At 71.9% G+C, this 19500-nt stretch carries 15 protein-coding genes and 1 pseudogene; 12 read left to right on the top strand and 4 right to left on the bottom strand.

Annotated features, from left to right (window positions below):
* Together ACZ619_RS39440 and ACZ619_RS39435 are read left to right on the top strand one after the other, a co-directional pair.
* Positions 1-1405 (top strand): annotated as a pseudogene (locus tag ACZ619_RS39440) (serine protease); the annotation flags it as partial.
* Positions 1406-1526: 121 nt separating this feature from the next.
* Positions 1527-2477, top strand: a complete 951-nt coding sequence (locus tag ACZ619_RS39435; RefSeq protein WP_469609871.1) for a bifunctional riboflavin kinase/FAD synthetase — start codon at positions 1527-1529, stop codon at positions 2475-2477.
* Positions 2478-2550: 73 nt separating this feature from the next.
* On the opposite strand, the gene ACZ619_RS39430 is transcribed toward ACZ619_RS39435, so the two are convergent.
* Positions 2551-6165: an SCO5717 family growth-regulating ATPase gene (locus ACZ619_RS39430; RefSeq protein ID WP_469609869.1), complete on the bottom strand. Its 3615-nt coding sequence runs from the start codon at positions 6163-6165 to the stop codon at positions 2551-2553.
* Between the two features lie 542 nt (positions 6166-6707).
* Here ACZ619_RS39430 and ACZ619_RS39425 point away from each other — a divergent pair.
* Both ACZ619_RS39425 and ACZ619_RS39420 read left to right on the top strand, forming a co-directional pair.
* Entirely contained in the window at positions 6708-7817 is a 1110-nt protein-coding gene (locus ACZ619_RS39425) for an outer membrane protein assembly factor BamB family protein (RefSeq protein WP_469609867.1), read from the top strand.
* Positions 7818-7925: 108 nt separating this feature from the next.
* Positions 7926-8204, top strand: coding sequence for a hypothetical protein (locus ACZ619_RS39420; protein ID WP_469609864.1), 279 nt, complete (start codon positions 7926-7928; stop codon positions 8202-8204).
* Between the two features lie 46 nt (positions 8205-8250).
* Here ACZ619_RS39420 and ACZ619_RS39415 read toward each other — a convergent pair whose 3' ends face one another.
* The gene (locus ACZ619_RS39415) at positions 8251-8544 is read right to left on the bottom strand and encodes a DUF397 domain-containing protein (protein WP_181804473.1); all 294 of its coding nucleotides are present in this window, start codon (positions 8542-8544) and stop codon (positions 8251-8253) included.
* 269 nt (positions 8545-8813) lie between these two features.
* On the opposite strand from ACZ619_RS39415, the gene rpsO reads away from it, so the two are divergent.
* From rpsO to ACZ619_RS39390, 5 genes are all read left to right on the top strand, one after another.
* Positions 8814-9101 (top strand): 30S ribosomal protein S15, encoded by a 288-nt coding sequence (gene rpsO, locus ACZ619_RS39410; RefSeq protein ID WP_365352169.1) that lies wholly within the window; start codon positions 8814-8816, stop codon positions 9099-9101.
* Positions 9102-9440: 339 nt separating this feature from the next.
* Positions 9441-11660: a polyribonucleotide nucleotidyltransferase gene (locus ACZ619_RS39405; protein WP_469609861.1), complete on the top strand. Its 2220-nt coding sequence runs from the start codon at positions 9441-9443 to the stop codon at positions 11658-11660.
* Positions 11657-13036 carry a M16 family metallopeptidase gene (locus tag ACZ619_RS39400; protein ID WP_469609858.1) on the top strand — a complete coding sequence of 460 codons (1380 nt, stop codon included), beginning with the start codon at positions 11657-11659 and terminating at the stop codon, positions 13034-13036. Before ACZ619_RS39405 ends, ACZ619_RS39400 begins: the two co-directional genes overlap by 4 nt.
* A 27-nt stretch (positions 13037-13063) precedes the next feature.
* Entirely contained in the window at positions 13064-13816 is a 753-nt protein-coding gene (gene dapB, locus ACZ619_RS39395; protein ID WP_469609856.1) for a 4-hydroxy-tetrahydrodipicolinate reductase, read from the top strand.
* Positions 13817-13831: 15 nt separating this feature from the next.
* Positions 13832-14284 carry a hypothetical protein gene (locus ACZ619_RS39390; protein ID WP_469609853.1) on the top strand — a complete coding sequence of 151 codons (453 nt, stop codon included), beginning with the start codon at positions 13832-13834 and terminating at the stop codon, positions 14282-14284.
* Between the two features lie 112 nt (positions 14285-14396).
* On the opposite strand, the gene ACZ619_RS39385 is transcribed toward ACZ619_RS39390, so the two are convergent.
* A complete protein-coding gene (locus ACZ619_RS39385; RefSeq protein ID WP_469609852.1) occupies positions 14397-14951 on the bottom strand; it encodes a hypothetical protein in 555 nt (184 codons plus the stop codon).
* A gap of 90 nt (positions 14952-15041) precedes the next feature.
* A complete protein-coding gene (locus ACZ619_RS39380; protein ID WP_469609849.1) occupies positions 15042-15305 on the bottom strand; it encodes a hypothetical protein in 264 nt (87 codons plus the stop codon).
* Positions 15306-15505: 200 nt separating this feature from the next.
* Here ACZ619_RS39380 and thyX point away from each other — a divergent pair, with 200 nt between their 5' ends.
* The 3 genes from thyX (at position 15506) to ACZ619_RS39365 (ending at position 19245) form a co-directional block, all read left to right on the top strand.
* Entirely contained in the window at positions 15506-16246 is a 741-nt protein-coding gene (gene thyX, locus ACZ619_RS39375; protein WP_469609847.1) for an FAD-dependent thymidylate synthase, read from the top strand.
* A 257-nt stretch (positions 16247-16503) separates the two neighbouring features.
* The gene (dapA, locus tag ACZ619_RS39370; protein WP_469609844.1) at positions 16504-17403 is read left to right on the top strand and encodes a 4-hydroxy-tetrahydrodipicolinate synthase; all 900 of its coding nucleotides are present in this window, start codon (positions 16504-16506) and stop codon (positions 17401-17403) included.
* A 156-nt stretch (positions 17404-17559) separates the two neighbouring features.
* The gene (locus tag ACZ619_RS39365) at positions 17560-19245 is read left to right on the top strand and encodes a ribonuclease J (RefSeq protein WP_469609841.1); all 1686 of its coding nucleotides are present in this window, start codon (positions 17560-17562) and stop codon (positions 19243-19245) included.
* Positions 19246-19500 lie beyond the last annotated feature (255 nt).

Genomic DNA, 19500 nt, shown 5'->3' with positions numbered 1-19500 from the left:
CGCGCCCACCACGCCCACACCCACTGTGCCGCCCACACCCACTGTGCCGCCCACACCCACTGTGCCGCCCACACCCACCGTGCCCACCACACCCCCCGGATTCGGCCCGGACTTCTGGACCGAGCTGGCCCTGCCCGACGCCGAGCGCTTCGACCTGCTGCGGCGCCTGGTGCTCACCGACGAGCCGTCGGAGCGCGCGGTCCCGCGCCACCTGGACGCCGTGGCCCGGCTGCTCGCCGCCGACCCCGTCGCCGTACAGCCGCACCTCACCCGGTGGTTCGACGACGAGCGGCCGCTGCCCGCGCTGCCGCGGGCCACCGTGGCGACCGCGGCCCAGGCGCTGCTGCACACCCATCGGCGCGGCGCGCCGGACGAGCTGACCGAGGTCCTGGTGGACGCGGCGCACCGGCGCGCCGACGAACTGCTCTCGGTGCTCGCCGAGGACGAGCCGTCGGCGGTGTGCCGGGCCGTCGACCGCTGGGCGCACGACCACCGTCCGGCCCGGCGCGCGGCCGCCGTGGCCCACGCCCTGCGCGTCGCCCCGCACGTCCGCGGCGAACCCGACCGCGAACTGCTCCGCCGCGCCGCGCTCACCCTCCTCGCCCGCCCCGCCGACCGCACCCTGCACGGCGGCGTGCTCGCCCTCCTGGTCCGCGACCCGGCGACCCGCGACCGCCATCTCCCGCAGGCGCTGGGGCACTTCGCGGCCGGCGACCCGCAGCTCCCGCCCGCCGCCCTGCTCCCCGCCCTGGACACCCACCCCGACGACGTCCTGGCCGCCCTCCGCGCCGGGCTGCGCGGCCCGGACGCCGGACCGGTGCTGCGCGCCCTCGCGGAGGTCACCGCGCCCGCCCTCGCCGGCCGGGTCGCCGATCTGGTCCTGGTGGGCGTGCGGCTGCGCCCGGAGACCGCGGGACACCTGGCCGGGTTCGTCGAGCGCCGCCTCGACCGGGGCGCCGAGGCCCGCGCGGTCCTGCTGCCCCTGGTCACCGGGCTGCTCGACGACAGCCCCGAACCGGTCCGGGCGGCCCTCGCGACCGTGCTCGGCGCGGCCGGCGGCCCCGCCTCGCGGCCGCTGCGCCGGGAACTCCTGGAGTTCCTGCTCACCCACGAGCGGGACCCGGGCGTCCTCGACGCGCTGCTGCACGCGGCCGCCGCGCAGCGCGGCGCCGACGGGGACGCGATGCGCGAGCTGGTCCGCCGCACCGGCCTGCTGCTGGTCCGCACCCCGGACGGGGCGACCCGTTTCGACCGCGGGCTGGTCGACCTCGGCCGGCACGTGCCCGGATTCGCGTCCCTGATGGCCGGCTGGCTCACCGACACCCCGGAGGACTGGGCCGCGGTCGTGGGGCCGAGCACCCGGCGGATGCTGGGCAATCTGGCCGGTGTCCGGGTGCCCGCGTGAGGGGGCGGCCGCGTGCGCCCGGTCACAGCGACCGTGCCGGTGTGAGCCGACCGCGGCAAACATGGCACCCTTAGACCTGCTTAAGTAGGGACAACGGACACACGTTCGAGGAGCGGTCACTGTGCAGCGCTGGCGTGGCTTGGAGGACATCCCCGAGGACTGGGGGCGCAGCGTCGTCACCATCGGTTCCTATGACGGGGTGCACCGCGGTCACCAGCTGATCGTCCGGCATGCCGTGGACCGGGCCCGGCAGCTGGGCGTGCCGACCGTCGTCGTCACCTTCGACCCGCACCCCAGCGAGGTCGTCCGCCCCGGCAGCCACCCGCCGTTGCTCGCCCCGCACCACACCCGTGCGGAGCTGATGGCGGAGCTGGGCGTGGACGCGGTGCTGATCCTGCCCTTCACCACCGAGTTCTCGAAGCTGTCGGCCGCCGACTTCGTGGTGAAGGTCCTGGTCGACAAGTTGCACGCGAAGGCCGTCGTCGAGGGCCCCAACTTCCGCTTCGGCCACAAGGCCGCGGGCAACGTGGAGTTCCTCGCCGAACAGGGCAAGGTGTACGACTTCGAGGTCGAGGTCGTCGACCTGTTCGTGCGCGGCGAGGCGGGCGGCGGCGAGCCGTTCTCCTCGACCCTGACCCGCCGTCTGGTCGCCGAGGGAGACATGGCCGGAGCCCGTGAGATCCTCGGCCACCCGCACCGGGTGGAGGGTGTCGTCGTCCGCGGCGCCCAGCGCGGCCGCGAACTGGGCTTCCCCACCGCCAACGTGGAGACCCTCCCGCACACCGCGATCCCGGCCGACGGCGTCTACGCCGGCTATCTGCACGCGCAGGGCGAGGTCATGCCGGCCGCGATCTCCGTCGGCACGAACCCGCAGTTCGACGGCACCGAGCGCACGGTGGAGGCGTACGCCATCGACCGCGTCGGCCTCGACCTGTACGGGCTGCACGTCGCCGTCGACTTCCTGGCGTACGTGCGCGGCCAGGCCAGGTTCGACTCCCTCGACGCCCTGCTGGAGCAGATGGCCGAGGACGTCAAGCGCTGCCGGGAACTGATCGCGGCCGAGGACGCCTGAGCCCCGGGGGCTCGCTGACACGCCGAAGGGCGGCCGGTGCGGTGAGGCACCGGCCGCCCTTCGGCGTTCTCGGCTACTGCTGCGGGGGCGGGCCCTGCGGCGGCTGGGGCTGCTGCGGTGCCTCCGGCGCCGGCTGCCCGGGACCCGGCTGCGGGAAGCCGTAGCCGCCGGGCGCGGCCGGGGGAGCGGTGGGAGGCTGGGCGCCGGGCTGCGGATAGCCGTAGCCGGGCTGCGGCTGCTGGGGGTAGGGCTGTCCGGGCTGCGGCGGGTAGGGCTGGGCGGGCGGCTGCGGCTGCCCGTACAGCTCCTGCTGCGGCGGGTAGGGCTGCTGGGGCAGCTGCTGGGGGTAGGGCTGTCCGGGCGCGTACGGCTGCTGCGGCGGCTGGCCCGGCGCGTACTGCTGCGGGGCGGGCAGCGGCCGGCCCGGCATCGGCGGGGCGGCGACCGGCGGCGGGTTGCCGTCGTTGGTCCACAGGCCGTGCATCTGCTGGTGCCGTACGAAGTCCTCGGCGACCATCGCGGCCAGGTTGAAGTAGGACTCGCGGACCTTGGGCCGCATCATGTCGAGGTCGACCTCGGCGCCCGCGGCGAGGTGCTCGTCGAAGGGGACGACCACGACACCCCGGCAGCGCGTCTCGAAGTGCGACACGATGTCCTCGACCTTGATCATCTTGCCGGTCTCGCGGACTCCGGAGATGACCGTGATCGAGCGCGAGACCAGGTCGGCGTACCCGTGCGCGGACAGCCAGTCCAGGGTCGTGCTCGCGCTGCTGGCGCCGTCCACCGATGGGGTGGAGATGATGATGAGCTGGTCGGCGAGGTCGAGCACACCGCGCATGGCGCTGTAGAGCAGGCCGGTGCCGGAGTCGGTGAGGATGATCGGGTACTGCTTGCCGAGGACGTCGATCGCGCGCCGGTAGTCCTCGTCGTTGAACGTGGTCGAGACGGCGGGGTCGACGTCGTTGGCGATGATCTCCAGACCGGAGGAGGCCTGCGAGGTGAACCGCCGGATGTCCATGTACGAGTTGAGGTACGGGATCGCCTGGACGAGGTCGCGGATGGTGGCCCCGGTCTCGCGGCGCACCCGGCGGCCGAGGGTGCCGGCGTCCGGGTTGGCGTCGATGGCGAGGATCTTGTCCTGGCGCTCGGTGGCGAGGGTGGAGCCGAGCGCGGTGGTCGTGGTGGTCTTGCCGACACCGCCCTTGAGGCTGATCACCGCTATCCGGTAGCAGGACAGCACCGGCGTGCGGATCAGGTCCAGCTTCCGCTGCCGCTCGGCCTCCTCCTTCTTGCCACCGATCTTGAACCGGGAGGCCGCGGCGGGCCGGCCGCTCTTCGCCTTCTGCTTCTTGTTGTTGAGCAGCCGGTCCGAGGACAGCTCCACGGCCGCGGTGTAACCCAGCGGCGCGGCACCCGGGTTGGTCATCTGCCGCTGGTCGTGCTGCATCGGCTGCGGCCAGGCGGCACCGGCACGGGGGTCCACCGGCGCCTGGGGCTGCGGCACCTGCTGCTCGGGCATCTGCGGGGCCTGAGGCGGCTGCGGTGCCTGCGGGGCCTGTGCGGCGCGTGGGTCCTGGGAGGCCTGCTGCGGGAAGCCGTACCCGCCGGGCTGGGCCGGGGCCGGGGGAGCGGGGGGTTGGACCGCGGGTGCGGGTACGGGTGCGGGCTGGGGGAAGCCGTAGCCGGCGGGCGCGGGCGCCTGGGGCACGGGGACGCCCTGGTGCGGGAAGCCGTAGGCGCCCTGTGCCTCGGGGGCCGGGGGCTGCGCGGGCTGGCCGGGCTGGGGGAAGCCGTAGGCGCCGGGGGCCTGGGGCTGCGGCGGGGGAGCGGGCTGGTTCCAGGCGGCGGGCGCGGGCTGCGGTGCCTGCGGCTGGAACGGCGGCTGCTGTCCGGGCACACCGGCGGGACCCTGCGCGGCGGCGGGCCGGGGCCCACCGGGCGCCTGCTCCGGCGCCGTCGGCTGCACCGGCCACTGGGCGGCGGGCACGGGGGCCGCGGGCTGGTACGACGGCGGCAGCGGCGGCACACCCGCCGGTACGGCCGGCGGCGCGGCCGGAGGTGCGGCCGGGGGCGCCGGCGGGGGAGCCCAGGCGGTGGGGACGGCGCCCTCGGGCGCCGGGGGTGCGTCCTGGGGCGCCGGGGACGCGTCCTGCGGCGCGGGAGGCGTGTCCTGGGGCTCGGCGGCGGCTACGGCGGCGTCGGCGCCCTCGTCCTCGCTGTCGTCGTCGTTGGCCGCAGCCGCAGCCTTGGCCTCGGCCGCTTCGCGGGCCTCGACGGCAGCTTCCCGGGGCTCGTCCCCCTCGGTGTCGTCCACCGGGTCGGCCTTCTGGGCGGGCTCGTCCGTCCCGGCGGGACCGGCGTCGTCGTCCGCGGCGGCCGACTCGTCGCGCGGGGCCTCGGCCTCGTGCCCCTTGCCGTCCTTGCCTGCCCTGGCGTCCTCGGCGTCCCCGGAGTCGTCGGCGCCTGCCGCAGCGGACGGCTCAGGCGTCTCGTCGGCCGCCTCGGCGGAGTCCTCGTCGGCGTCCTGGGCCTTGCCCCTGGAGCTCACGGGGAACGCGACGACGTTGGCCGCCGGTTCGGCCGCCGCTTCCGTCCCCTCCTCGTCGTCGGGGGTCCGCTCGGGGGCCTCGGCCAGGTCGCGCTTCAGCGCGGCGGCGGAGAACCGCATCGTCGCACCGCTCTCCAGGTCACCGTTGTCCGAGCCGGCCTGCGCCTCGGAATCGGCCTCGGAATCGGTCTTGGCCCTGGCCTCGGGCTCCTGCGTCGGCTCCTCGGCGGCGGACCGCTGCGGCTCGAAACCGACCGGCAGCTTCGGCACGGCGGCCGGACCGTCGACGGGCGGCGCGGCCGGGGTGAACGGCACGGCGGGCGGCGCGGGCGGCGCGGGCGGAGCCACCGCACCCGCGTCCGCGCTCGGCGCGGGCAGGGTGAAGGGCGCGCCCGGTCCGGCGGCGGGCGGCGGGGTGAACGGAGCACCCGGCCCGGTCGCGGACGGCGACGTGAAGGGGGCCCCCGGCGCCGCCGCAGGAGCGGGGGTGAAGGGCGCCCCCGGCGTTGACGCGGGCGCAGGAGTGAACGGTGCTCCGGGAGTTGACGCGGCCGGCGGAGTGAAGGGCGCGCCCGGCCCCGCGGCGGGCGACGGCGTGGCCGGTGCCTCCGGCGGCGCGGCGGCCGGCGGCGTGAACGGAGCGCCGGGCCCGGCGGCGGCGGGAGGGGTGAAGGGCGCCCCGGGCGTCGCGGCCGGCGGCGGGGTGAACGGTGCGCCCGGTGTGGCGGTGGGCGGCGTGAAGGGCGCGCCCGGTGTGGACGCGGGCGGCGGGGTGAACGGCGTTCCCGGACCGGGCGTCGGCGCGGGCGGCGGGTTGAACGCCATCCCGGGACCCGGCGCCCCGCCCCCCTGCTGCGCGTGCGGCGGCGGGGTCAGCCCGGGGATCGGCGCACCCGGCGGGAACGGCGAACGAGGCGGAGCGGCAGGCCCCGTACCGGCACCCGGCGCGCCCGGACCACCGGGCGCCGTACCGGAACCGTCGGCCCCGTCCGCGCCCCCGGCCGCGTTCTGCGTGTACCAGGCGGGCGGCGCGTAGTCGATGGTGAACTCGCCGGTCATCTCGTTGGCCGACTCCGCGTCGGGCTGGTCATCGCCGGGTGTGGCCCAGCCCCCGCGGATCCCGTCCCGATCGCTGCTCACAGTTCCTCCTGGTGTGGTCGAGCACCCTCATGCCGTGCCGGCGCGACGACCATGTCGTGTCGTTCTCAGCATCCGTATTCGTGTGAGGTAGTCCGATCCACCGGCTCTCCCCCTGGGGACTCCGACGCCCTTTTCGCGGTCCTGACGTCGCACCCCCCTCCCAGCCTAATCACCACGAGCCGCACCTAGGCAGGCCCGTCCGACTCTCGGTGGACGTCCGTCCGGTCACACCCTGCCCGGAAGTGGTGCGCGGAGCCTTCCTCTTGCCGAACAAACGGTGAACAAAGAGGGCAAGAACCGCCAGTCCGGGCGCCAGTTGGCGGTTCCGTCCTGCGCGTAGTCCCCATGAGGCGCCTGTGACCGACGGGGATAGGGTGAGCGGATGTTCGCGTGAGCACACATGAACTGGCCCCGGAAACCGGGACATTGCGCGCGGATGCAACGGGGGACGGGGGAGTGCGAAGTGAGTACGGCGTTTGCCGGCCTTCCCGGAAGTTCTGCCGTCCGCGCAGCGCGCAGCAGAGAAGGAAGGACCGTCCGGCGTGAGCTTCGGCCCACCTCCATCCATCTACACGCAGTCCGCGCTGGCGGCCGACGGCGAGCGGAGGAAGCGGCGCAGACGCGTCTTCGGCGCGGCCGTCCTGGCCGCCGTGCTGGGCGTGGGCGGCGCGTTGCTGCTGTCCACGCGTGACGGCACGTCCGCCGAGCCCGTACGGACCGCCGCCCAGGCCCCGGACGCGGTACGGCAGACCGTCGAGAAGATCCCGGCCTCGCCCGAGGGACAGGTGGTCGTCGACCACTACGAGGAGGACCTCCCCAAGGAGAGCGACCCCAGCCCCCGTTACGCCCCGGGCACCTGGGCCACCGGCAAGATCCTGGCCAAGGGCGTCGCCACGAAGATCATCGGGGTGAGGGTGAAGGCGGGCACCGACGAGACGGCCTGGACCCTCCAGCTGGACGGCCACCTCTGCGCCACCAGCGACCACGTCACCGCCGACGGCCGCACCGCCGTCGTGGTGCAGCCGAGCAGCCGCAAGGGCACCAAGGACGCCGGCATCTGCGACGAGGTCGTCCTCGTCGACCTGAACACCGGCACGAAGCTGTGGACGGCCCGGATGCCGTCCGCGCGCGAGGCCTACGTCACCAACACGAACCTGACGCTGACCGAGGGCGTCGTCGCCGTGGCCTGGGGGCACGGCTCGGTGGCGTACGACATGGCGCACGGCAAGCGGCTCTGGACCAGCACCACCGGCGCCAGGTGCGTCGACAAGGGCTTCGCGGGCGGGGGCGCGCTGCTCGCCCTGGAGAGCTGCGGCGAGGGGTCCGACACCACGTACCGCGTGCAGAGGCTCGACCCGCGCACCGGCGACCCCCGGTGGACGTACAAGGTCGCCGCGGGTGTCCAGGAGGTCTATCTGCCCTCCGCCGATCCGCCGGTGCTCGCGGTCGCCGCGGGCGACATCCTGGTCACCGACCTGATCACCCTCGACGCCGACGACGGCGGCAAGCTCGCGACCATCTCCATGGGCGGCGACGCCTACGACCCGCAGTGCGGGGACCGCTACTTCTCGGCGGGGTTCTTCGGCGACCTGGAGAACTGCGACGGGGTGGTCGTCGGACCCGACCAGGTCTACGTCACCAGCAAGGAGTAGTCGGACATCGGCCAGCCGGAGAACTGGATCGTCGCCTTCGACCGCACGACCGGCAAGACCGAGGGCAAGCTCGACGGACGTTCCCTGGAACCCGTCGTACCGCTGCGGATGAGCGGCGACCGGCTGCTCGTGCTGCGCAGCAGCCTCAGCGAGATCGAACCGTCCGCCGTGGTGAGCTGGGACCCGCGCACCGGTGAGCAGACCCCCTACCTGCTCTTCGGCCTCCCCGCCGACGACGGGAGCGAGCTGAGCGACCCGACGCGGTCCGACATCGTGGTGGAGCAGGGCAGGGTCTTCTTCGCCAAGCGGGAACTCGCCGCCGACGACAAGCACCCCAAGAGCGCCGTGCTGTCCGTGCTCGGCATCGGCAGCGCCGGGACCGGCTGAGCCGAGAGGGGGCGGCACGCGCGCGTGCCGCCCCGCGCCCGCCCGCTCACTGCGCGGCCAGGCCCCCGTTGCGCTCGTTCGGCTCCAGGTCGAACTCGCCGTCCCGGGCGCCGAGCACGAAGGCCCGCCACTCCGCCTCCGTGTACCGCAGCACCGTGCCGTGGTCGAGGGACGACCGCATGGCCACGGCGCCCTCCGGCAGATAGGCGATCTCGACCCGCTCCTCGTCCTGCTCGGTACCCGGCGCGCAGTGCCACTCGACGCCCGAGATGTCGAGCGCGTAGAGCTCGTCCCGTTCCCGCTCCTTGCGCGCCTTCATCTCCTCAGCCGTCTCGCTCATCCCGCAGCGACCCCTTCCCGACGTGCCTGTGCTGTGACCGTCACACTACTGGCGGTCCCGCCGGCCCGGGGTTCCTCCGCGGACCCCGGACGGAGCCGCCCACCGGCACTGGTACTCTTGACGACGGCCGTTTGTGTACGCACCCCCAAAGTCCCCCGCGGACCCCGGAGGCCGCGCCCGGCGGACCACGCCTCCCGAGTTGTGGAAGCTCCCTCGCGATGAAGACCGGGGGCACTCGGTGGCCACTCGCAGACTATTGAGGAGTACGCGTGTCGCTCGACGCCGCCACGAAGAAGCAGATCATCTCCGAGTTCGGTACCAGGGAGGGTGACACCGGCTCCCCCGAGGTCCAGGTCGCCATGCTCTCGCGCCGGATCTCCGACCTGACGGAGCACCTCAAGACCCACAAGCACGACCACCACTCCCGTCGTGGTCTGCTGATCCTGGTCGGTCAGCGCCGCCGCCTCCTGCAGTACCTGGCGAAGAAGGACATCCAGCGCTTCCGTGCGCTGGTCGACCGCCTGGGCATCCGCCGTGGTGCGGCGGGCGCCAAGTAAGTCGCAGTGAAGGGAGCGGTTCCCGGAGAAACCCGGGGCCGCTCCCTTTGCCGTACGTGCGGAAACGTGCGGAGTGTCACCGACGCTTTGTAGTGTGGTAGCACAACGCAATACGCACGACACAGCAGGACAACGAACAAGCAACGACGAACAGGGAGAAGCGCACCCAAGCCGCCGCCGGTCCTCGGTAGTGGCCCCCGGGGGGAAGCGAGCCCCGGGTGCTTCGATCGAAGACCGGCCCGCACAGCGCGGCGCGCTTCTCCGGCACCGTCCCCCTGCCACACGGGCAGACCGGGACAAAAGACGATAAGTAGACGAAAAGTAACGGAGAAAATGCTAGTGGAGAACGAGACCCACTACGCCGAGGCCGTCATCGACAACGGCGCCTTCGGTACCCGCACCATCCGCTTCGAGACGGGCCGCCTGGCCAAGCAGGCCGCCGGTTCCGCCGTGGCGTACCTGGACGACGACACCATGGTGCTGTCGGCCACCACCGCCTCCAAGAACCCCAAGGACCAGCTCGACTTCTTCCCCCTCACGGTGGACGTCGAGGAGCGGATGTACGCCGCCGGCAAGATCCCCGGCAGCTTCTTCCGCCGTGAGGGCCGTCCCTCCGAGGACGCCATCCTCACCTGCCGCCTGATCGACCGCCCGCTGCGCCCGTCCTTCAAGAAGGGCCTGCGCAACGAGATCCAGGTCGTCGCCACCATCATGGCGCTCAACCCCGACCACCTGTACGACGTCGTCGCGATCAACGCCGCGTCCGCGTCCACCCAGCTGGCGGGTCTGCCCTTCTCCGGCCCGATCGGCGGCGTCCGCGTCGCGCTGATCAACGGCCAGTGGGTCGCCTTCCCGACGCACTCCGAGCTCGAGGACGCCGTCTTCGACATGGTGGTCGCCGGCCGCGCCCTGGAGGACGGCGACGTCGCGATCATGATGGTCGAGGCCGAGGCCACCGAGAAGACCATCCAGCTGGTCAAGGGCGGCGCTGAGGCCCCCACCGAGGAGGTCGTGGCCGCCGGCCTGGAGGCCGCGAAGCCCTTCATCAAGGTCCTCTGCAAGGCCCAGTCCGACCTCGCCGCCAAGGCCGCCAAGCCGACCGGCGAGTTCCCGATCTTCCTCGACTACCAGGACGACGTCCTGGAGGCGCTGTCCGCCGCCGTCCGCCCGGAGCTCGCCTCCGCGCTGACCATCGCGGGCAAGCAGGAGCGCGAGGCCGAGCTGGACCGCGTCAAGGGTCTGGCCGCCGAGAAGCTGCTCCCGGAGTTCGAGGGCCGCGAGAAGGAGATCTCCGCCGCGTACCGCTCGCTCACCAAGCAGCTGGTCCGCGAGCGCGTGATCAAGGAGAAGAAGCGCATCGACGGCCGCGGCGTCACGGACATCCGTACGCTCGCCGCCGAGGTCGAGGCCATCCCGCGCGTGCACGGTTCCGCCGTGTTCGAGCGTGGCGAGACCCAGATCCTGGGCGTCACCACCCTCAACATGCTCCGGATGGAGCAGCAGCTGGACACCCTCTCCCCGGTGACCCGCAAGCGCTACATGCACAACTACAACTTCCCGCCGTACTCCACCGGCGAGACCGGCCGCGTCGGCTCCCCGAAGCGCCGCGAGATCGGCCACGGCGCCCTCGCCGAGCGCGCCCTGGTGCCGGTCCTGCCGACGCGCGAGGAGTTCCCCTACGCGATCCGCCAGGTCTCCGAGGCGCTGAGCTCCAACGGCTCGACGTCCATGGGCTCGGTCTGCGCCTCCACGATGTCGCTGCTGAACGCCGGTGTGCCGCTGAAGGCCCCGGTCGCCGGTATCGCCATGGGCCTGATCTCCCAGGACATCGACGGCGAGACGCACTACGTCACCCTCACCGACATCCTCGGTGCGGAGGACGCCTTCGGCGACATGGACTTCAAGGTCGCCGGCACCAAGGAGTTCGTGACCGCCCTCCAGCTCGACACCAAGCTGGACGGCATCCCGGCCTCCGTCCTGGCCGCCGCCCTCAAGCAGGCCCGGGACGCCCGCCTCCACATCCTCGACGTGATGATGGAAGCGATCGACACCCCGGACGAGATGTCCCCCAACGCCCCGCGGATCATCACCGTCAAGATCCCCGTGGACAAGATCGGCGAGGTCATCGGCCCCAAGGGCAAGATGATCAACCAGATCCAGGAGGACACCGGCGCCGAGATCACCATCGAGGACGACGGCACCATCTACATCGGTGCCGCCGACGGCCCGTCCGCCGAGGCCGCCCGCACCACGATCAACGGCATCGCCAACCCGACGATGCCCGAGGTCGGCGAGCGCTACCTGGGCACGGTCGTGAAGACGACGACGTTCGGCGCCTTCGTCTCCCTCCTCCCCGGCAAGGACGGTCTGCTGCACATCTCGCAGATCCGCAAGCTCGCCGGCGGCAAGCGCGTGGAGAACGTCGAGGACGTCCTCGGCGTGGGCCAGAAGGTCCAGGTCGAGATCGCCGAGATCGACTCCCGCGGCAAGCTCTCCCTCATCCCCGTGATCGAGGGCGAGGAAGGCTCCGAGGACGCGAAGGACGACACCGACAAGTGACGTCGAGCAGCTCCACGGCGACGGCCCGCACCTCCTCGGAGGCGCGGGCCGTCGCCCGTACCCAAACCCTGATCAAGGGCGAGAACGGCATCGGCACGGTCCGCAAGACCACCCTCCCCGGCGGCCTGCGCATCGTCACCGAGACCCTGCCCTCGGTCCGCTCCGCGACCTTCGGCATCTGGGCCCACGTCGGCTCCCGCGACGAGACCCCCGCCCTGAACGGCGCCACCCACTACCTGGAGCACCTGCTCTTCAAGGGCACCGCGCGCCGCTCCGCCCTGGACATCTCCTCCGCCATCGACGCGGTCGGCGGCGAGATGAACGCGTTCACGGCGAAGGAGTACACGTGCTACTACGCGCGCGTGCTCGACACCGACCTGCCGCTCGCCATCGACGTCGTCTGCGACATGCTCACGGGCTCCCTGATCCTCGAGGACGACGTCAACGTCGAGCGGGGCGCGATCCTCGAAGAGATCGCCATGACCGAGGACGACCCGGGCGACTGCGTGCACGACCTGTTCGCGCACACCATGTTCGGCGACAACGCCCTCGGCCGCCCGGTCCTCGGCACCGTCGACACGGTCAACGCCCTCACCGCCGACCGCATCCGCCGCTTCTACAAGAAGCACTACGACCCCACCCACCTGGTGGTCGCCGCGGCCGGCAACATCGACCACAACAAGGTCGTACGACAGGTCCGCGCCGCCTTCGAGAAGGCCGGCGCCTTCAAGAACGCCACGGCCGCCCCGATCGCCCCCCGCGACGGCAGCCGTACGATCCGCACCGCGGGCCGCGTCGAACTCCTCGGCCGCAAGACCGAGCAGGCCCACGTCGTCCTCGGCATGCCCGGCCTCGCCCGCACCGACGACCGCCGCTGGGCCCTCGGCGTCCTCAACACCGCCCTCGGCGGCGGCATGTCCTCCCGGCTCTTCCAGGAGGTCCGCGAGAAGCGCGGCCTGGCCTACAGCGTGTACTCGTACACGTCCGGCTTCGCCGACTGCGGCCTGTTCGGCGTCTACGCCGGCTGCCGCCCCTCGCAGGTCCACGACGTCCTCAAGATCTGCCGCGACGAACTCGACCAGGTCGCCGAGCAGGGCCTGCCGGACGACGAGATCGGCCGCGCCATCGGCCAGCTCCAGGGCTCCACGGTGCTCGGCCTGGAGGACACCGGCGCGCTGATGAACCGTATCGGCAAGAGCGAACTGTGCTGGGGCGAGCAGATGTCCGTCGACGACATGCTGGCCCGGATAGCCGCGGTGACCCCGGACGACGTCCGCTCCGTCGCCCGGGACGTCCTCGGACAGCGCCCCTCGCTGTCGGTCATCGGCCCGCTCAAGGACAAACAGGCCGCACGCCTGCACGACGCCGTCGCCTGACACCCCTCCCGTAAGGAACCAACGAAGATGAGCAAGCTGCGCGTGGCGGTCCTCGGCGCCAACGGCCGGATCGGCTCCGAGGCGGTCAAGGCGGTCGAGGCCGCCGAGGACATGGAGCTGGTCGCCGCCCTCGGTCGGGGCGACAAGCTGGAGGCGCTGGCCGATTCCGGCGCCCAGGTCGCCGTCGAACTCACCACCCCCGCCTCGGTGATGGGCAACCTCGACTTCTGCGTGCGCCACGGCATCCACGCCGTCGTCGGCACCACCGGCTGGACCGACGAGCGCCTCGCGCAGCTGCGGGGCTGGCTGGAGCAGTCCCCGGAGACGGGCGTGCTCATCGCCCCGAACTTCTCCATCGGCGCCGTCCTCACCATGAAGTTCGCGCAGATCGCCGCGCCCTACTTCGAGTCGGTGGAGGTCGTCGAGCTCCACCACCCGAACAAGGTGGACGCGCCGAGCGGCACGGCCACGCGCACCGCCCAGCTCATCGCCGAGGCCCGCCGGGCGGCCGGCACCGCCCCGGCCCCGGACGCCACGGTGACGGCCCTGGACGGCGCCCGCGGCGCCGACGTCGACGGCGTCCCGGTCCATGCCGTCCGCCTCCGCGGCCTCCTGGCCCACCAGGAGGTCCTCCTGGGCGGCGAGGGCGAGACCCTCACCGTCCGCCACGACTCCCTCCACCACAGCAGCTTCATGCCGGGCATCCTGCTCGGCGCCCGCCGCGTGGTGACCGCTCCGGGCCTGACCTTCGGCCTGGAGAACTTCCTGGACCTGGGCTGATCGAGACCTCCTGACATGCGCGCGAAGATCTCCTACGCCGTCACGGCCGCCGTCCTGCTCTTCTACTTCCTCCTGGTCGGCAGCCGGGGCGTGATGCTCATCCAGAGCGGCACGCTCCTCACCGTCACCTTCGGGGTGGCGGTGCTGATCCTGCCGGTCATCGGCCTGTGGTTCCTGTGGAAGAACACCCAGTTCGTCCGCCGGGCCAACGCCCTCGCCGCCGAACTCGACGCCGAGGGCGGCCTGCCCGTGGACGAGCTCAGACGCACGCCCGGCGGCCGGATCGACCGGGACTCGGCCGACGAGGTCTTCGCCCGGCGCAAGGCCGAGACCGAGGCCGCGCCCGACGACTGGCGCAGCTGGTTCCGCCTCGCCGTCGCCTACCACGACGCCCGGGACACCCCGCGCGCCCGCAGGGCGATGCAACGCGCCATCGCCCTGCACGACGGCAGGCCCGTCCCGGCCTGACCCACGTGGCGGCCACGGCCGCCACGGACCCGGCCGCCGGACGGCGGCCACGACGAAGGGGCCGGCCCGCACCCCGCGGACCGGCCCCTTCGCACATCGCTCGCCGGTGCGCTCAGCCGGCGCGGTACTCCGCCGCCCAGGCTTCCACCGCGTCCGCCGCGAGGTCGAACGCCGACGACCGGCCCAGGAAGTCCATCCCGTGCGTCGTCAGCAGCGGATCGGCGTCCCCGGCGGAACGGTCCCTGCGGACGAGGGTCAGCGCCTGCCCCTGCACCGTGCGCGGCAGGCCCAGCCAGCGCACCGGCTGCTGCGCCGTGCGCACCGAGACGACCCGATTCCACGGCACCGTCCGCGTGTACAGCAGACCGACCTGGCGCACTCCACGCGCGCTCACCCAGACGCCCATCCGCAGTATCCGCAGCGCGGCGGCGATGATCAGCAAGGCGATGCCGAGCACCACCCCGGCGGAGGAGAGCGAGCCGGTCAGGGCCAGTGCCACCGCCGCGAACAGCACGAACGAGGCGAGCAGCAGCCACAGGGCGGCTCCGCCGACCCGCCACGGCCCGGGCCGGTAGGGGCGCCGCCAGCGGTCCCGGTCGTCGTAGGGCAGCGCGGTCTCGTGCACCGCGTCGAAGCTGCGGTCGGCCGTCAGGAAGGGCAGGGGCACGGCTGGTCCTCACTCAATCCATGCATGGGCTGTGCCCGGTGAGGCTATCCGGCCGGGTCCCCTCCCACCACTCACGGGGGGCCGGAAGAGTCAGCGCCCCTGGGAGGCCTGCGACTGCTGGGTCTGGGTGTCGGACGACGTGGACAGCGCCGGCATGCCCAGGACGAGCGCGCCCACGAGCCCGGCGGCGAGGGTCAGCCCGAGCAGCCACCGCCCGGCTATCTGGCCCGCGGACGACCGCTGCCGGGGCGGCGGAGCGACATTGCTGCGAAAGCTGTCGGCCTCGGCGAGGAAGGCGAACGGGACGGGGTCTCGCCTGGGGGCACCACCCGGCGGTAGCTGGGGGAGGAACATGGGCGGCGCTTCCCTTCCGGGATCGAATGCGTGTCTGTCATCTACACAGACGGGCGAACAGCCCGGAAGGTGCCCGGTTTCACCGAATTCACAGAATTTCGCCGCCGTATGTCGTGCCCCGGTACCGAACGCCCCGATGTCAGTGCCGGGCCGTAGAGTGGGCGCCGCCCGAGAGAAGTGATGGAAGGACCCTCCGAGCCGTGACCGACACCCCCGCCGACGACCTCAAGCCCAGCTTCCGCAGCGAAGTCAGCGTCGAGCTGGTCAAGCACAGCGCGGCCGACTCGGACGTGCTGTGGGCCGCCCGCGTCTCCACCGCCGGCGAGCAGTCCCTGGACGAGCTGAAGAGGGACCCCGAGCGCTCCAAGGGCCTGATCAACTACCTGATGCGGGACCGGCACGGCAGCCCCTTCGAGCACAACTCGATGACCTTCTTCATCAGCGCCCCGATCTTCGTGTTCCGCGAGTTCATGCGGCACCGGGTGGGGTGGTCGTACAACGAGGAGTCGGGCAGGTACCGCCGGCTCGAACCCGTCTTCTACGTCCCCGACGAGTCCCGCAAGCTCGTCCAGGAGGGCCGCCCCGGCAAGTACGTCTTCGTCGAGGGCACCCAGGCCCAGCAGGAACTGGTCGGCCGCGTGATGGAGGACTCCTATCGGCAGGCCTACGAGGCCTACCAGGAGATGCTCGCCGCCGGCGTCGCCCGCGAGGTGGCCCGCGCGGTCCTCCCCGTCGGCCTCTTCTCCTCGATGTACGCCACCTGCAACGCCCGCTCGCTGATGCACTTCCTCGGCCTGCGCACCCAGCACGAGCTGGCCAAGGTGCCGTCCTTCCCGCAGCGGGAGATCGAGATGGTCGGCGAGAAGATGGAGGCGGAGTGGGCCAGGCTCATGCCGCTCACCTACGCAGCCTTCAACGCCAACGGCCGCGTCGCGCCGTAGTACGGCCCGCTCCGCACGCCGCCGGTCGGGCCCCTCTTCGCGCGCTGTCGCGCTTCTTGACGTGCTCGGCACAGATGTACGGATCAGCCTCGCGAGGTGTCCGTATTGCGGCATTTAGCGAAGTTCATCTAGCCTGATCAAACGGACCCGGCACTGCTTGAACCCCCGAGCAGGCAGTGCCGGGCTCCGCATTTGTCATGACTTTCCCCGCACCCCGAGGGCAGACCACGCATTGCACAGCGAGTAGCGTGTAACCCATGGCTCCGACCTCCACTCCGCAGACCCCCTTCGGGCGGGTCCTCACCGCCATGGTCACGCCCTTCACGGCGGACGGCGCACTCGACCTCGACGGCGCTCAGCGGCTCGCCACCCACCTGGTGGACGCAGGCAACGACGGCCTGATCATCAACGGGACCACCGGCGAGTCCCCCACCACCAGCGACGCGGAGAAATCGGAACTGGTACGAGCCGTACTGGAGGCGGTCGGCGACCGCGCCCACGTCGTGGCCGGTGTCGGAACCAACGACACCCACCACAGCATCGAACTGGCCCGCGAGGCCGAGCGCACCGGCGCCCACGGCCTGCTGATCGTCACGCCGTACTACAACAAGCCCCCGCAGGAGGGCCTGTACCGGCACTTCACCACCATCGCCGACGCCACCGGGCTGCCGGTCATGCTCTACGACATCCCCGGCCGCAGCGGCGTCCCGGTCAACACCGAGACGCTCGTCCGTCTCGCCGAGCACCCGAGGATCATCGCCAACAAGGACGCCAAGGGCGACCTGGGCCGCGCGAGCTGGGCCATCGCGCAGTCCGGCCTCGCCTGGTACTCCGGCGACGACATGCTCAACCTGCCGCTGCTCTCCGTGGGCGCGGTCGGCTTCGTCTCGGTCGTCGGCCACCTGGTCACCCCCGACCTGCGGGCGCTCGTGGACGCCTACACCTCGGGTGACGTCGTCAAGGCGGCCGAGATCCACCAGAAGCTGCTCCCGGTCTACACCGGCATGTTCCGCACCCAGGGCGTCATGACCACCAAGGCCGCGCTCGCCCTCCAGGGCCTGCCCGCCGGACCCCTGCGCGCCCCCATGGTCGAGTGCTCCGCGGAAGAGATCGCCCAGCTCAAGATCGATCTTGCCGCCGGCGGGGTACAGCTCTGACAACAGACTTCGCGCGGACGCCCGCGCAGCAAGACTTCACAACTGAATAGAGCGGGCCACCGGAGCCCGCACCCCACAACGACAACTGCTTATGCACGAACGTCACGCACGCCACGTGCCCGACCGGTACGTGGCGTGTGTGGTGAGGAGAGTCTTTTGAGTCATCCGCATCCTGAACTCGGCCCGCCGCCGCAGCTCCCCGAAGGCGGCCTGCGCGTCACCCCGCTCGGCGGTCTCGGTGAGATCGGCCGGAACATGACCGTCTTCGAATACGGCGGCCGCCTGCTGATCGTCGACTGCGGAGTGCTCTTCCCCGAGGAGGAGCAGCCCGGAATCGACCTGATCCTGCCCGACTTCTCGTCCATCCGGGACCGTCTCGACGACATCGAGGGCATCGTCCTCACCCACGGTCACGAGGACCACATCGGCGGTGTCCCCTTCCTGCTCCGCGAGAAGCCGGACATCCCGCTGATCGGCTCCAAGCTGACCCTCGCCCTCATCGAGGCGAAACTCCAGGAGCACCGCATCCGCCCCTACACCCTTGAGGTGGCCGAGGGGAACCGCGAGCGGGTCGGCCCCTTCGACTGCGAGTTCATCGCCGTCAACCACTCGATCCCGGACGCCCTCGCCGTCGCCATCCGCACCCCCGCGGGCATGGTGGTCCACACCGGCGACTTCAAGATGGACCAGCTCCCGCTGGACAACCGTCTGACCGATCTACACGCGTTCGCACGGCTGAGCGAGGAAGGCATCGACCTCCTCCTCGCCGACTCCACGAACGCCGAGGTGCCCGGCTTCACCCCGCACGAGCGGGACATCTCCAACGTGCTCCGCCAGGTCTTCGCCGGCGCGCGCAAGCGGATCATCGTGGCGAGCTTCGCCAGCCACGTCCACCGCATCCAGCAGATCCTGGACGCGGCCCACGAGTACGGCCGCCGGGTCGCCTTCGTCGGCCGCTCCATGGTCCGCAACATGGGCATCGCACGGGACCTCGGCTATCTGAAGGTGCCGCCGGGCCTGGTGGTCGACGTCAAGACCCTCGACGACCTCCCCGACCACGAGGTGGTCCTGGTCTGCACGGGCTCCCAGGGCGAGCCGATGGCGGCCCTGTCCCGGATGGCCAACCGGGACCACCAGATCCGCATCGTCGAGGGCGACACGGTCATCCTGGCCTCGTCGCTCATCCCCGGGAACGAGAACGCGGTCTACCGCGTCATCAACGGCCTGACCCGCTGGGGCGCCAACGTCGTCCACAAGGGCAACGCCAAGGTGCACGTCTCCGGCCACGCCTCCGCCGGCGAGCTGCTGTACTTCTACAACATCTGCCGCCCGAAGAACCTGATGCCGGTCCATGGCGAATGGCGGCACCTGCGCGCCAACGCCGAGCTCGGCGTCCTCACCGGCGTCCCGCACGACCGCATCGTCATCGCGGAGGACGGCGTGGTCGTCGACCTCGTCGAGGGCAAGGCCAAGATCTCCGGCAAGGTCCAGGCGGGTTACGTGTACGTCGACGGTCTCTCGGTCGGCGACGTCGGCGAGCCGGCCCTGAAGGACCGAAAGATCCTCGGCGACGAGGGCATCATCTCGGTCTTCGTCGTCGTCGACTCGTCCACGGGCAAGATCACCGGTGGCCCGCACATCCACGCGCGCGGCTCCGGTATCGACGACTCGGCGTTCTCGGACGTCGTTCCGAAGATCTCCGAGGTCCTGGAGCGTTCGGCACAGGACGGCGTGGTGGAGCCCCACCAGCTGCAGCAACTCATCCGGCGCACCCTCGGCAAGTGGGTCTCGGACACGTACCGGCGCAGGCCGATGATCCTCCCGGTGGTCGTGGAGGTCTGACGCGCGGACGCGTGAACCAGGAGCGGGGCGCCTCGATTTGCATCGGGGCGCCCCGCTCCAGTACGTTTACGGCTCCGCCCGACCGGGAACCCCAGTGCTTCATGAGCTGGATCCGGTCACCCCGGACCGGGTGGAAATTCCGACTCAGAACTTCTGATAAAGTCGGAACCGCCGGAAAGGGAAACGCGAGAGCGAGAACCTGGAAAGCACCGAGGAAATCGGATCGGAAAAAGATCTGATAGAGTCGGAAACACC

The sequence above is a fragment of the Streptomyces sp. NPDC104367 genome, from assembly GCF_055583825.1.
Note: the sequence above shows the minus strand (reverse complement) of the source record. Positions and strands in the feature narration are given on the sequence as shown.